Genomic DNA, 13,080 nt, shown 5'->3' on the forward strand with positions numbered 1-13,080 from the left:
CTGTCGGCCCTCGGCACGAAGCTGTCGAGCGAGTTCGCCGAAGTCGGCGCCGCGCTCAAGTAAGCCGCACAAAAACCAACGCTTTTTACGCCGGCGAGGGCCGCCTCGCCGGCGTTTTCTTTGTGTCCCGAGCATGATCGACAGCTTGGAGGTGGAAGTCCTCTGCCCAGCCTGATGACGGCGAAGGGCTAGCGAAGCGCTTGACCGACGCCCCCGACTGCGTCACGCCCGCGACGCCTGAAAACCTCGCCGAGGCCTTTGCGTTTGCGCTGCGGTTCAACGGCCGCAAGCGGAAACGCGGCGCCGGCGAATTCATGGCGCGGCTTGTCGCTGCGCTTACCTGCAAGACATGATGTAGCAGGCGGCGCCGCGCGGCGTTCGCAAAGCGCATTGTCGCAGCGCTATGCCTTGCGCGGTCGCTAGATAGGGGGCCGTGCCCCAGCCGGTGGCGCCGGTCGTACCCCGCGCCGTACAGTACCAAGCCTCAGCAGGCGCAGAAGCGACGATGGCAAGGCCACCCAAGACAGAAAGGCCGCCAACCAACGCCAAGGCAATACGGATCGCTTTCATGCTCGCCTCCAACGCTTGTGTGACGCGACGCGATTGGCATGCTCAGCAACGAATGGCGCCTGATCAAGAGAAGAAAGACAGCAGCGTCATTTCGCCGCATGCCCGACTCCTGCGACCACCCTAAGCTTGCGGCGTCCGACGGCGCCGCCGACGCCCTCGCGTTCACGCAGCGCTTCGAAGCGCGCCGATCGGCGCGGCGTCTGTCGGGCGCGGCGGATTTGGCCTCACATGACGGCCCCAGGCGGGAGCGATTTTCACTTTGGCGTCGGCATGACCGTGACGGCGCTCAGTTGAAAGTGTTCGCGCTGCTTAGTGTCCAGGTTCGTCGCGTCGCAATCGATCGCCGAAATCGGGCCGCCCGCGCCATTCGTCGTGAGGCGGCAATTCCCACGCAAGCGATTGTTTTCGAATTGTTCCTTGTCGGGTAGGTCGACGCGCGAATCGTTGATGACGATGACGTGATCGGTTGGCGTCGGCTGGCTGATCTGATCGCCGAAAAAGAAGATGACCCCCTGCGCCGTGGCGAAAGCGACGAACTCCTGTCCATTGGTGCGAACCGCGTACATAGCCTGCGGGCCGCAGGCCAGCGGTTTGCCGAGGAATTGCGCCACACAACTCCCTTTCATCGAGACAAGTGATTTGGTGTCAGGCGTCTGCGAATAGGCGAGGCTGGGTAAGCCCATCGCCAGCGCGACGGCGAATGTGATCTGAGACCGATGCATCGGATGCTCCCCCTGTGCATGGCCGCGACGAGAGCGCGCCACGACGCCGTGAATATATCGCTTGCCCGGGAGCTTCGGCGAGCCACATCGAATAGACCCAAACTCAGACTGTCGCGAACCGCGCGAGCTTGCGGCGCATTTGGGCTGAATCTCTGCCCGTGCGGCAGGCGCCAAGCGCGAGCGCTTCGCGCTCGTTGGCCCCCGCTGTCGCTGCGGGCGTGGCTTCAGTTCGGGGCGAAGGACGCGGCGACCTCGTCCATCAGCGGGCTCGCCAGCCCTTTGGCGCGCAGGTTGGCGAATGTCTCGCGCGTCGCCGCCTCCCATGTCTTGCCACTGTAGGTCGTCTCGCCGCGGTGCTTGTCATAGAGCGCGCGCGCTTCCTCCGACCGGCCGAGGAACATCAACGCGGCGGCGCGCACCAGATCGAGCCAGTTCTGCTCCGGCGTGGCGGGGGTCGCCTGATCGAGCGTGGCCAGCGCGCCCGAGAAGTCGCGCGTGACGAGCATCGCGTTGGCGAGCAGCCCGATCTTGCCGACGCTGGTCTTGAGGCGCCCGGCGGCCTCGACGTCATTCGTGTCGGCAGCGAGCGTCGCGGCGGCGCGATCGCGCGCGGCGACATAGGCGGCGAGCGCGTCGGCGTAGTCGACATTCGCCAGCTGGGCGTCGCCAAGGTCGAGAGCGAGGAAATAGGCGATGCGTCGGTGCTGGGGACTGGCGGGCGCGGCGGCGACGAGCGTCTCAGCGATCGCCAGGCCTTCGGCCAGTATCGTCGCAGCCCCCGCCGCATCGCCGGTCTGGGACAGCATGTCGCCGACCAGCAGCAGCGACAGCGCAAGGTCGCTGCGCGCGCGTTCGCCCGCCTCGGGCGGCGCCGCGAGCGCGCGCGCTACAACCAGGCCGTCGCGGAAGGCGGCGAGCGACGCCTTGGCGTCGCCAGACAGGTTGGCGAGCCGGCCGGCGAGATTGAGGTCGATGAGTTCAGCACGCCGTCGCGACGCCTCGGCCGGCGCGTCGTCGGCGAGGCCGTGGCGGAGCGCGCTCGCCGCCCGCGCCGCGGCGAGCGCGCCAGCGAAGTCCTTGCGCGCTTCGAGGATCGCCGCAATCGCCTCCTCATTCGTCGCCGCGGCCGCGCGCGCTTCCGCACGCTGGCGCAGCGCCGTCGGCAAGGCCTCGGCGGCGGCGAGGCTGGCGCGATAGGCTTCGAGCGCGCCGACCTGGTCGCCCTGCGCCTGCAAGGCCTCGGCGAGCCGGTCGAGCGCGATTCCCCCGGCCTCGGCCCAAAGCGGCTGGGCGGGGTCCTCGGCGGTCAGCGCGCGGGTCAGCGCGACCGCCTCGTTGAGCGCCTTGAGCGCATCGGCGCCGCGGCCGGCGGCGCTGAGCATATGCGCCTCGCTGACCAGCAGCGTCGCCAATTGCCCGCGGCGCGCCGGCGTATGCGGGTCGTCGGCGACCATCGCCCGCGCCAGGGCCTCGGCGCCGCCGTAGGCGTCGAGCGCGCCGCCGACGTCAGACTTTAGCGACAGCGCGCCGCCGAGCCGCCTCAGCGCGAGGAAGAGGTCGTCGCGCGACTGAGCGGGGCCAGGCAGCGCGTCGAGCCGCGCCACCGCCTCGCGATCGGCGGCGAGCGCGCCATCGAGGTCGTTGGTCGCCAACAGCGCGTCGCCGACCTTGCCTGCCGATTGGGCGACACGGCGCGCCCAATCGGCGTCGGCGGGAAGGCGCGCTGCCGCAGCCTCGGCGAAAGCGAGCGCGTCGCGGTCGGGCGCGAGCGCCGACGCCTCGTCGCCGCCTATGGCGAACGTCGCCCCAAGCCGGTCGAGCGCAGTCCAATAATGGACGCTCCATTGCGCATTGGTCGCGTCGCGCCCGGTCAGCGCCTTGTCGATCACGGCCGCGTCGGCGAAGGACGTTTCGGCGCCAGCGAGATCGCCGAGCGCGACCTGCGCGTCGCCGATCTCGATCCGGCCGATGGCGACGTCGTAGCGCCATTCGAGATTGCCAGGATCGGCGGCGGAGAGCGCAACCGCGGTCGCTTCGCCATCGCTGTAAGCCTTCAGCGCGCCGGCGTAGACGCGCTGGGCGAAAAACGTGTCGCCGAGCCGCTCCTGGCTCAGCGTATAGTCGCGCTGCAACAGGGTGTCGTCGGGATTCTCGGCCGCGAGTTTGGCGGCGATGGCGCTCGCGGCGTCGAATTCGACCGCCGCGGCGTCGATCGCCTTCTGTTGCAGCAGCACGTCGCCGACGTTGCGATGGGCGACCGCGAGGCCGTGGCGCGTTGCCGCATCGTTGGGCGCGGCTTCGGCGAGCGCCTGCGCTTTCGCCAGCCCGTCGCGATCGAGCGCGAGGGCTGCGTCGAGGTCGCCGCGCGCGCGTTTCAACCCGCCGAGGTCCTGGAGGAGCAGCGATTGGTCGCGACGCAATTGCGGATCGGCCTTTCCGCGCGCGATCGCCGCCTCGACGGTCGAACGCGCCAGACCATAAGCGGCCTCGGCGCCGTCGAAGTCGCCCTGGCGCTGCTTGACGTCGGCGATCGTCTCGTCGGTGTAGGCGAGATCGTGGACATAGCGCAGATCGTCGGGCGCGGCGTCGACGAGGCGCTGATAGACGGCGCGCGCCTCGCCGGCGAACCTCAGCGCCAGCGGCGCATCGCCGAGCGAAAGCTCGGTGACGGCGATCTCGCCCATGGCGGCGGCATGGTTGGCGGTGAGTTTGGCGCTCGACTCGCCGGCGCCGAGCAGCTGCTCCTGCAGCGCGCGCGCCTTGTCGAGCATGTCCTTGATCACGTCCTTGGGCACGCCGGCGACGTTGCGGAACTTCTGGGCGAGGTCGAACACCAGGCCGTCGGCGGTTGCGGTCGCGAGCGCCAGGCTGCGTTCGGCGCGGTCGCGCTGCTGCTGGGCGACGCGCCACTGCCAACCGGCAAGCCCCATGAGAACAAGGGCGACGAGGAGGCCGACGCCGGTGCGTCGGGCGATGCGCTTGTTGGCGGCGGCGATCGCTTCGGCGTCGGCGGCGCGGCGGCGCTGCTCGGCAAGCTCGCGGTCGCGCCGCAGGGCGGCGGCGGCGCTCGCCGCGGCGACGAAGGCGCGCGTCGCCGCCGAGGCCTCGTCGGCGAAGCGCTCGACGTAGCGCTCAGCGCCGTCGAGCAGCGCCGGCGAAATGTCGAGATGGCGCGGCTTGTCGGCCTCCGCCGCCTCGGCCCAATCGCGCGCCAGCGGCGCCAGCGCATGGCGCACGCGCAGCAGCTGCGCCGCCTCGGCGATGATTGCGGTCGCTTCCGGCCAAATGCGCAGCAGCGCTTCGTGGGTCGGCCGCACGCGCTGGCTCGCCGCGTCGCCCTCGGCGGTCAGCAGCCGCTTGGCGACGAAGGCGTCGACCAACGCGCGCCGTTCGGGCCGGCCGGCCTCGAAGGCTGCGCGGTCGAGCGCGCCGATGATCGGCGTCGGCGCGCCGGTGACCGGATCGGCGGCGACGTCGCGCACCAGGCCGACGATCAGATTCGGCAACTCAGCGTGGGCTTTCGGGTCGAGGCCGGCGAGGGCCTCGTCGGCGGCCTCGGTGATCGCCGCGCCCATGCCGCGATAGTCGGCGAAGCGCAGCACGCCGTCGCCGCGCGCCGCCTCGGCCGCGGCGAGGCGCGAGAGCGTCATCTGCAGCAGTGGCAGCGCGTCGCCGCCGCGGGCGTCGGCGACGAGGTCGGCGGCGAGCGAGCGGCCGGCGCGGCGCTCGAAGGCGAGCGGCGGTTCGCACAAAGCGACCGGCCGCGTCGTCATCTCTTCGAGTTCGCTCGCGTTGGGCGCGAGCAGGTCGAGGCTCGCGCCGGCCTCGCGCAGGGCGACCAGCGGCGCGAGCGCCTGGAAGCCCGCGTAGGCGTCGCTGCGTAGCGCGACGACGACCGTCGCCAGTTTCTGCCGCGCCAGAGCCTCGATCAACCCGGCGAAGCGCCCGGCGAGCTCGGGCGGCGTCTCGGACAAAAGCCGCTCGGCCTGGTCGAGTCCGATGAACAACCTCGCCGGCCGCGGCGCTTCGAAGTTTGCTTCGCGGGCCCGCGTCGCGGCGGCGCGCGCAAGCGCGTCTTTGAGCGGCGCGACCGCCGCGTCGGGATCGCCGGCGAGCTGTTTGGCGAGCAGTCCGGCGGCGGCGAAAGGCCCGTCGGCGAGTTCAGGGCCGAGAGCCTCGGGCTTGACCAGCGCCGCAGCAAGCGCCGCGAACGGGTCGGCGTCGGCGGAGACGATCGCGCGCCGCCACATGTCGACTTCCGGGAAGGCGCCGGGAATGGCGAGGCGCGGCGCGAGGCCGGCGCGCAGAAGCGACGATTTGCCTGACCCGGAGGCGCCGATCAGCAGCAGGAAGGAGGCGCGACTCGCCTCGCTCGCCGGCGCCTCGAGCTCACGCAGGCGGCGGATCGCCTGGTCGACGAACAGGCCGCGGCCGAAGAAGACGGCCTGCCGGCTCTCGTCAAACGCGGCGAGGCCGGGGAAAGGCGAGCCAAGCTTGGCGCGGTCCCACGCCGCGCCCTTGGCCGCGTGGCCGCGACGCGCCAGCCATTGCCGCAGGCAGTCTTCGACCTTGGCGGCGAATTCGTCGGTCGATTGGAATTCCTGGAACGCCGCGAGAAACTCGCCGGAACGACTGCGAAACCAATGCTCGAAGAATTCGGTCAGCCGCCGCCATTGCGCTTCGACATCGGCGCGGTCGGCGGCGTCGAGCGCGACCAGCGGCGCGCCGGGCCGCCGGAAGACATAGACGTCGGGCACGCCCTGGCCGCGTCGGCGCGCTTCGATCGCGCTCAGGACTTCATAGGCCGACCCCGACGGGTAGGCTTCGCCCGAGGGCATGTGGGGGAACGCTTCCGGCAGCGGCGAACCGAGCCGAGCGCCGAAGATCGCCACGACCAGATCGCAGGCGCTCGCTTCGGGAATTTGAGTCTGGAAGGTCGCGTGCGACGAGTAGTAGCCCGTCTCCCAGCGGATCGCGCGGATGCGGACGCGCCCGGCGAATTCGGCGTTGAGCCGCTCGACGACGAGATCCACCCGCTCGCGCTCGGCCTGGACGTCGCCGGGCGAGGAGACGAAGAGATTGAGAACCGCCTCTTCAGTCATTCGCGCCGCCGCAATCGCTCGTTCGCTTGCCGCGAAGATAGCCAGAGGCGGTGCGCGCGGCAAGGAAGGGCGGGCGCCGCCCGTCGCCCCGCGCGCGTCAATTGGCGAAGGTCGTCGCCGTCTCCAGGCGTTCCTCAGTTCGACGACAACCAGGCGATCGATGCGCCCGATGGGGCGGGCGGCGGCGGCCGGTCGGGCGCGGCGCTTTCAATCGCGAGGACGGTTGGGAGGCGCGCGGTCAGGGCGGGTTCGGCCTAGGCTCGCTTAGGACCCATCAACGAGGCGCCCCACGAGTTCCGACGGCGTCGATCTTCTCGAAGGTCTCGCCGGCCGCATCCGGATCGAATGTGACCGCTATGCCTCCGGCGAAGTGACGGGAAACGTGCGCGTGTCGCTCGCCGATGGTCACGGCCGCGCCAACAGGAGGCGCGAGATCGACTTCCAGCGCCGCGCCGCCGGTCGATACGTCAATGAGAGTCCCCGCAAACGCTCTGCCGTCCCCCAGCTGCACCGTGGTGGGCTCTGGATCGAGGTCTACGCGCGCGTAGCTGCGCCGCTCGGGCGTCCCTTCCGCTCGCCACTGCGTGAGCCCGTCAATTCTCGTCGCAAGCTTACGCAGCCGGCTCGAAGGAACGTGCAACTCGATGGCGAACCAGTCGTCGGCGCGGCGGACGACCACGCCTTCAATCCGTCCGAGCTCTTGGATGTAGGCGACGACATGCTCGCCGAAATCTCCTGGCAATGGACCTCGAATGGCGACGCCGGCCGGGGAGACGTCGATGATCTGGCAGTCAAATTCCTGCCCGTCCGAGAGCATGTAGCGGCCGGGCAGCTTCAGAGCCACACGACCGTAGCGGCGGCGTTCAGATTCGGATGCGCTTTGTGACATGGCGCCAGGCCCCCGTGCTAAAAGTCCGACGACGGACGATGTCAGAGCGAAGCCGTTTCGACGGTCCTCTCTCGAGTGAATGCTGAGATGTGACGCCGGTTCCGGCAGGTTGGATTGACCCGCAGAATAGTCGCACGCCGGAGCCATCTCCTTCACTGCGTGCGGTACGATTACCGCGCAATCTTAACGGAGAGTTTTCAATTCAAAGGGTCAGCTTGGGAATCGCATAGAGCCGTTACAAATGGGTCGGATGTAACGCCCATACGGCAAGATTCAGCGCCGAAACGGCGCCAACCATACGCCCACAGTAAGGGCCGCTCCCGGGGATCGTCAGCAGTGGAACAGGCTTGGGGAGCTTCAGCGATTTGAGGCGTCCCCACCTTGTTGAGCATGGAGCGAGCGGCGAGAACACACTTGACGGTCGCGGCGGCGCAGATTCGCCGAGGCGGCCCGAGGGACGCCTCCCGATGAGCCCGCCCGCCGGCGCCGGGTCGTGCTAAGCCGGCGCCGGCCACGGCGACGCTCCGCCGGCCTCGCGCAGCGAATTTTGGCGGCGGTCGGGCGCAGTTCTGCGACAGGCGTCGGGCTCTCTTAGAGCGTTGCATTGATGTGAAAATGCGTTACAAGCGGCGTAGCGGGAACGTGAGGTCGTCGCTCCAGAGTTGTTGGTCCGCTCGGCTTTGTTATGACTTATCGGTTGGGAATCGACTGTTGAATGTTGGCGCCGAACGAGACCGCGGCGGCGAGAGGCGAGGTTAACGGCGTCGTCCTCCTAGGCTCCTCCCGCGGCGTCGAAAAGTCGAGCGGCGTGGCGGGCGTGCCGCGCTTGGGCCTTGCGCTCCTTGCCTACTTGCTGCTCGATTGCCTGGGCGGGCGCGCTTCGCGTGCGGAGGTGGGCGCCTTCCTCTGGGAAAAAGCCGATCACGCTCGCCAAGCCGGCAATCTGCGCCAATTGCTGTTTCGCATCCGCGCCGCCGAAATCGCCGCCGACATGCAGCTGTTGGAGACGACAGCCACGGAGATCGTCCTCAGGCTGCGCAACGTTTCGATTGATCTGCGCCGCTTTCGGGCGGCAACCCATTCGACCGGCGGGTCGGATGTCGCAGCCGCCTGTGAAGCTTACAGCGGCGACCTGCTCGCCGGATTGACCACACGCGGCGAAGGACTCAAGAGCTGGCTCGCGCACGAGCGGGCGAGGCTGCGCGACGAATTTCTGACGGCGTTGACGACCTATGTCGAGGCGCAGGCGGACGGCCCGGTCGACGAGGCGGCGATCGTCGCCGCCACGCGCATTCTGGAAATCGATCCGCGCCAAGAGATCGCCTATCGCACGCTGATCCAGGCCTATCAAGAACGCGGCGACGCGGCGCGAGCCGACCAATATCGCTGTGAGCGCGACCATGTCCATGAGACCCGTGCCGAGCGGCGGCCAGCTCCGGTTGTGGTCCTCCCGGTTGAGTTCGCTTTGAAGGGGAGCGCGCCGACCGATGGGGCGGCGGAATTGGCGGCGAACGCGCCGCGCTTGGGCGTGCGCAACGACCAGCTGCCGCACGTGATCGTTTCGCCGCATGCGCCAAGTTACGCTCCCGCGGCCGGGCGTGAGCTGGTCGCCGAATTGGCCGCCGACGTCGCCACCCGTCTGGCGCAGATGCGGACGCTGACCGTTGTCGCGGTCGAAGCGCCGGTCGATCAGAAGGCGCACAATGCGGCCGACTACCTGATCGAGGTCCGCCTCGGTCAAGGCCGCGCCAGCGCCATTCAGCTGCGCCTGCTCACCCTGCCGGAGCATCAGATTCTTTGGGTCGCGTCGTTCGCCGACACCGGCCAGTATTTCGAGCGCGCGCCGGTCACGCTGAATGCGATCCTCCGACACGTGGAGGATCGCGAGATCTCGCTGTGGGACAGTGGCGAAGGGTTGCGCGCCGCCTATCGGTTCACGCTCGCGGCGAAGCGGCTGCTCAACGCCGTCGATCTGCCGTCGATCCGGCGCGCGCGCCGCCTGCTGAAGTCGGCGCATGCGCTCGCGCCCAATTTTGTCCCGACCATCGCTACGCTGGCGCGATCGCACATCATGGAATGGCTGGTGCGGGCGCCGCTCGAAGTCGCGCCGCTGGAACTCGCCGAACAGCTCGCCAAACAGGCGATCGCCATCAATCCCGACGATCACCGCGGCCATCACGAGCTCGGTCTGGCGCACGTCTATCGCCGGCGGCTCGACGAAGGCATCGAGTGCCTAAAACGCGCCGCGCGCCTGTGCCCCGAGGGCAAGGGCGTGCACGCCGATCTCGCCGACGCGCTGGTCTTCAACGGCCAGTCGCGCGAGGCGATCGCCTTGCTCGACGAACTCGCGCTTTGCTTCGACCCCGGCGACGATTACGTCCGCTGGGTGTTCGCCGGCGCCCATTTCGCCTGCGAGGACTACGAAGCGGCGCTGCTGCAAATCAAGCAGATGAACAATCCGGCGCCAGCGTTCCGCATCTCAGCAGCGTCGCGCGCCTTGATGGGCGACGTCGCCGGGGCGCGGCGCGTGATGAAAGCGTCGATGAACTTCAACCCCAACTTCGATCTCCGTTCCTGGCTGGCAATATCGCCTTGCCGCAACAAAGGCTTCCTCCAACGTTACACGGAGGGTTTGCGGATCGCGGGCTTCAGCTGAGCGGTTGTTGAAGGCCGCCGGAGCGAAGAGCTTGTAGCCCAGCGAAGCATACGGCCGCTCGGCGCCCATGGAAGCCTTTCAGCCGCGATTGATGGTTTCTCGAGAGCCGACATTCCGTTGCCGCGCGGTCGACCGTCTTACCTGGAGTCCGGTCATAGTCTGCAGCGACGGGTGGACCGTCGCCGGCTGAACCGCGTTGTCGCCCGATTCCGTGGGCTGAAGATCGAAAGTCAATCTCCACCGTCCAGGATGGGGCTCTGTGAGGATTCCAGATGCTTGTTGCGTCAAACCGATTTCGGATCCTTCGCCGATCGACAATTTGTTGGCCCTCATCGTGACGCTGACGCCCGTTCAATAGAACCGCGCGGAACGGGCTTGGGGCGTTTGAGGGCCGCGTTAGCCCGCAGCGAGCGCCAATCCGGTTGGCAAAGATGGTCGGGCCGCCGCCGGACGAGGCGGCCTTCCTCTCATTGCTGGCGGTACGGTTCTCTCAGGCGGCGACGGCGCCCCTGCGCGAAGCGCGATATCCGACGAAGCCGAGGCCGCCGAAACCAAGCAGCATCATGGCCCAAGTGGAGGGCTCGGCGACTGCGGAGACAGTCAAATTTCCGATCTCCTGGATTGGATATCCAAGACCGGGGGCAGATTCAAACAATGAATAATTGCCAGAGCTATTGCCCCACAGATTCCAATAGCCGCCCGGGTTTTGTGTCGTCGTAAAGAGGACGCCGCCGATGTCTAGGAACGGATTTGTGGCTACTGATAGCACGTTGTCATAATAGAACGCCCCGTCGGGGCTGGTGCTGTAGCCGTAGGGCGCGGTGCTTGGCGCGATAGCGTTGATGGTCTGAGTTACCAGGCCGCTCAGGGCGCCGGTAACCCCCGTGATCTCATCGCCAGTGACAGTGAAGGCGCCTTCTGCGTTCAAGAGACCGTCCGTCGACGTGAAATCATAATTGTATACTGTCGCCTCGGCGCCGGCGGGGGCAAACAGGAGCATTGTTCCCGCAACGGCGGCAAATCGGAAATCGCTGAGCTTCAACACGGGGAATCTCCTTTATTGCCAACATCCACTCGGCCCAAAAGCACGAGGATCGCCAACTCAAACCGTAATAAGCTGGTCCCTGCTTCCGTCGTGACCGCCAGTCGTTGCGAAGGGGCGACTGGGGCGAGTGTCGAATTCGTTCCGACGACAGCGACTTAAACAGACGGCATCTAAAGAAGCTCAAATCCAACAAGCGGCAGCGCGTTAAATTTGATTTATTTTTTCGACAATTGCGCGTCATTCTTCGATTGGCGCAACGGTTTTTGAAGGTTACGCAGCGTTGACGCTTTGGCCGATGTTGCCGCACGAATTTGCTAAAATGTGCGACGTATTTGTTCGATTGAACTCTAGCAAATTTGCGGAATGCGTAAAATGGCTAGCGCGAACGGATACTCAGACCGCCTCTACCAGGTCGTCACCTCGCATAGCTTGGCAGAGTTTTGTCTTTGCGCGGCTCTCAAAAGGACATTCGACCTTCTCGCGGCGATCGCCGGTCTTGTTGTCTTGTCGCCACTTTTCCTGATCATCGCCTTGGCGATCAAGCTCGACTCCAACGGTCCCGTCTTATTCCGACAGCTGCGACACGGGCGCAACGAGCAAACGATTTCCGTATTCAAGTTTCGCTCTATGAGCGTCATGGAAAATGGAGACGAGTTCAGGCAGGTCAAGAAAAACGATCCGCGCGTTACGCGTGTTGGTCGCGTGTTACGCCGCACCAATCTAGACGAACTTCCCCAGCTTCTGAACGTTCTCGTCGGTGAGATGTCGATCGTCGGTCCTCGACCGCAGGCGATTGCTCACAATAGGATGTACAGCGAAGTCATTCCTCGATTTTGTCGTCGGCACAGCGTCAAGCCTGGAATTACGGGTTGGGCTCAGGCTAACGGCTATCGCGGCGAAACGGACACGATCGACAAGATGGTGCGCCGCGTGGAGTATGATCTGCACTACATCGATCACTGGTCGCTTTGGTTAGATCTCAAAATCGTGCTTATGACGCTTCTCTCTGAGAAGGCATATCTGAATGTTTATTGAGGCTCGCTTCGAGATTCTGAGCCCATCAACGAGCCAGCCGGGGACTGTCAGGAATTCCGTGTATGGCCTGAGCGGTTGAACGTAAGCGGTAAGAGGATACCCTTGCTCAGCGCAGGTCTGCGGGAAGTTACGTGCCCGGGGCGAACCGGCTTGGCATCCAGAACTGCCGCAATGCATCGACGACGGTTGGAATGTCGCGCCACGCGTTTTGGGCGAAGGGCGGAGGCTGCACAGGAATAGGGGTTTGAAGCTGTTCGGTTTCGTGGGTAGCGTACTGCTGATCGCGTTGTGCCGCATGAGCGTGGCGGCGATCGCGGAGAAAGTCTCCGTGTCATGATTGAAGTCGTCGGGATCGACGCCGAGCAGAGGGCAAACCCATTCCTCTGGCATCATCGAGACCGGCCCAGCGACGACGGCGGCGATGGGGCGCCCCAGCCAAGTCCGCCGATCGCCCGTTGCTCCGCCGGCGCTGCGCCAATCTCAACCCACGACCGGCGGCAAATGGATGAACGTCGCGGGTCCGCGCGCGAGAATCTGACCTCGGTTGGATCGCCAAATTTGCGTCGACGGCGGCCGTTCGCGGGTCGCGGCGCGCTCGCAGGCGCGAGATCCGCCAAAATTGATTAACGACGACTTCTGGCGCGGTAATTCTCTCGATTCGGCGACGAAAAAGGCGCGCTGCGTCGAGACCAAAATCACTATTTACATATTGATATATATATGTTATTGTCATTTCTGGCCTAGGGGCGCCCCGCGTCTCGATCAAGTGACGCCTGAGCTTTTTGGCGCCCCGCTGGCGACAAGAAAAATCGCTTGAATCCCGGGGTCTCATGGCGCAAGCGGCACGCTTCGACCGGGGCGTTTGTCGCCGCCCGCGCTCTATAGTCGCAAAGGTCTCCTGGCGTCGCATGCCGACAGCAGATTTGTCGCGGCGACATCAAAAATGGCGCCCCATTGTCGCGCCGCCCGCGTTGTCTCTCGCCTTTGATCGCTCCTCCGGCGCTCTATCAGGGGCGCCGACCGCTTGGATCAGGCGCCGGGGGCGGGTCCGCGGAGCCGCC

The 13,080-nt window shown here is 66.4% G+C and carries 7 protein-coding genes; 3 read left to right on the forward strand and 4 right to left on the reverse strand.

Annotated features, from left to right (window positions below; translation table 11 throughout):
• Window positions 1-200 precede the first annotated feature (200 nt).
• Window positions 201-353 carry a hypothetical protein gene (locus tag ABSF49_RS15030; protein ID WP_424113467.1) on the forward strand — a complete coding sequence of 51 codons (153 nt, stop codon included), beginning with the start codon at window positions 201-203 and terminating at the stop codon, window positions 351-353.
• Window positions 354-824: 471 nt separating this feature from the next.
• On the opposite strand, the gene ABSF49_RS15035 is transcribed toward ABSF49_RS15030, so the two are convergent.
• The 3 genes from ABSF49_RS15035 to ABSF49_RS15045 form a co-directional block, all read right to left on the reverse strand.
• Entirely contained in the window at window positions 825-1,466 is a 642-nt protein-coding gene (locus ABSF49_RS15035; RefSeq protein ID WP_424113468.1) for a hypothetical protein, read from the reverse strand.
• Window positions 1,467-1,516: 50 nt separating this feature from the next.
• The gene (locus tag ABSF49_RS15040; protein ID WP_424113469.1) at window positions 1,517-6,394 is read right to left on the reverse strand and encodes an nSTAND1 domain-containing NTPase; all 4,878 of its coding nucleotides are present in this window, start codon (window positions 6,392-6,394) and stop codon (window positions 1,517-1,519) included.
• Between the two features lie 274 nt (window positions 6,395-6,668).
• Window positions 6,669-7,430, reverse strand: a complete 762-nt coding sequence (locus ABSF49_RS15045) for a PilZ domain-containing protein (RefSeq protein WP_424113473.1) — start codon at window positions 7,428-7,430, stop codon at window positions 6,669-6,671.
• Between the two features lie 568 nt (window positions 7,431-7,998).
• Here ABSF49_RS15045 and ABSF49_RS15050 point away from each other — a divergent pair.
• The gene (locus ABSF49_RS15050; protein WP_424113470.1) at window positions 7,999-9,939 is read left to right on the forward strand and encodes an AfsR/SARP family transcriptional regulator; all 1,941 of its coding nucleotides are present in this window, start codon (window positions 7,999-8,001) and stop codon (window positions 9,937-9,939) included.
• Window positions 9,940-10,429: 490 nt separating this feature from the next.
• Here the strand turns inward: ABSF49_RS15050 and ABSF49_RS15055 are convergent, their stop codons facing one another.
• Window positions 10,430-10,984, reverse strand: a complete 555-nt coding sequence (locus ABSF49_RS15055; protein ID WP_424113471.1) for a PEP-CTERM sorting domain-containing protein — start codon at window positions 10,982-10,984, stop codon at window positions 10,430-10,432.
• A 372-nt stretch (window positions 10,985-11,356) separates the two neighbouring features.
• Here ABSF49_RS15055 and ABSF49_RS15060 point away from each other — a divergent pair, with 372 nt between their 5' ends.
• The gene (locus ABSF49_RS15060) at window positions 11,357-12,019 is read left to right on the forward strand and encodes an exopolysaccharide biosynthesis polyprenyl glycosylphosphotransferase (protein WP_424113472.1); all 663 of its coding nucleotides are present in this window, start codon (window positions 11,357-11,359) and stop codon (window positions 12,017-12,019) included.
• The last annotated feature ends 1,061 nt before the right edge of the window (window positions 12,020-13,080 follow it).

Source organism: Roseiarcus sp. (assembly GCF_049514155.1).
Classification (GTDB): domain Bacteria; phylum Pseudomonadota; class Alphaproteobacteria; order Rhizobiales; family Beijerinckiaceae; genus Roseiarcus.

Bases quoted from the DNA above. Each gene is read 5' to 3' on its own strand.
- ABSF49_RS15040 (WP_424113469.1), bottom strand. From the start codon at position 6,394: ATGACTGAAGAGGCGGTTCTCAATCTCTTCGTCTCCTCGCCCGGCGAC.
- ABSF49_RS15045 (WP_424113473.1), bottom strand. From the start codon at position 7,430: ATGGCTCCGGCGTGCGACTATTCTGCGGGTCAATCCAACCTGCCGGAA.
- ABSF49_RS15050 (WP_424113470.1), top strand. From the start codon at position 7,999: ATGTTGGCGCCGAACGAGACCGCGGCGGCGAGAGGCGAGGTTAACGGC.
- ABSF49_RS15060 (WP_424113472.1), top strand. From the start codon at position 11,357: ATGGCTAGCGCGAACGGATACTCAGACCGCCTCTACCAGGTCGTCACC.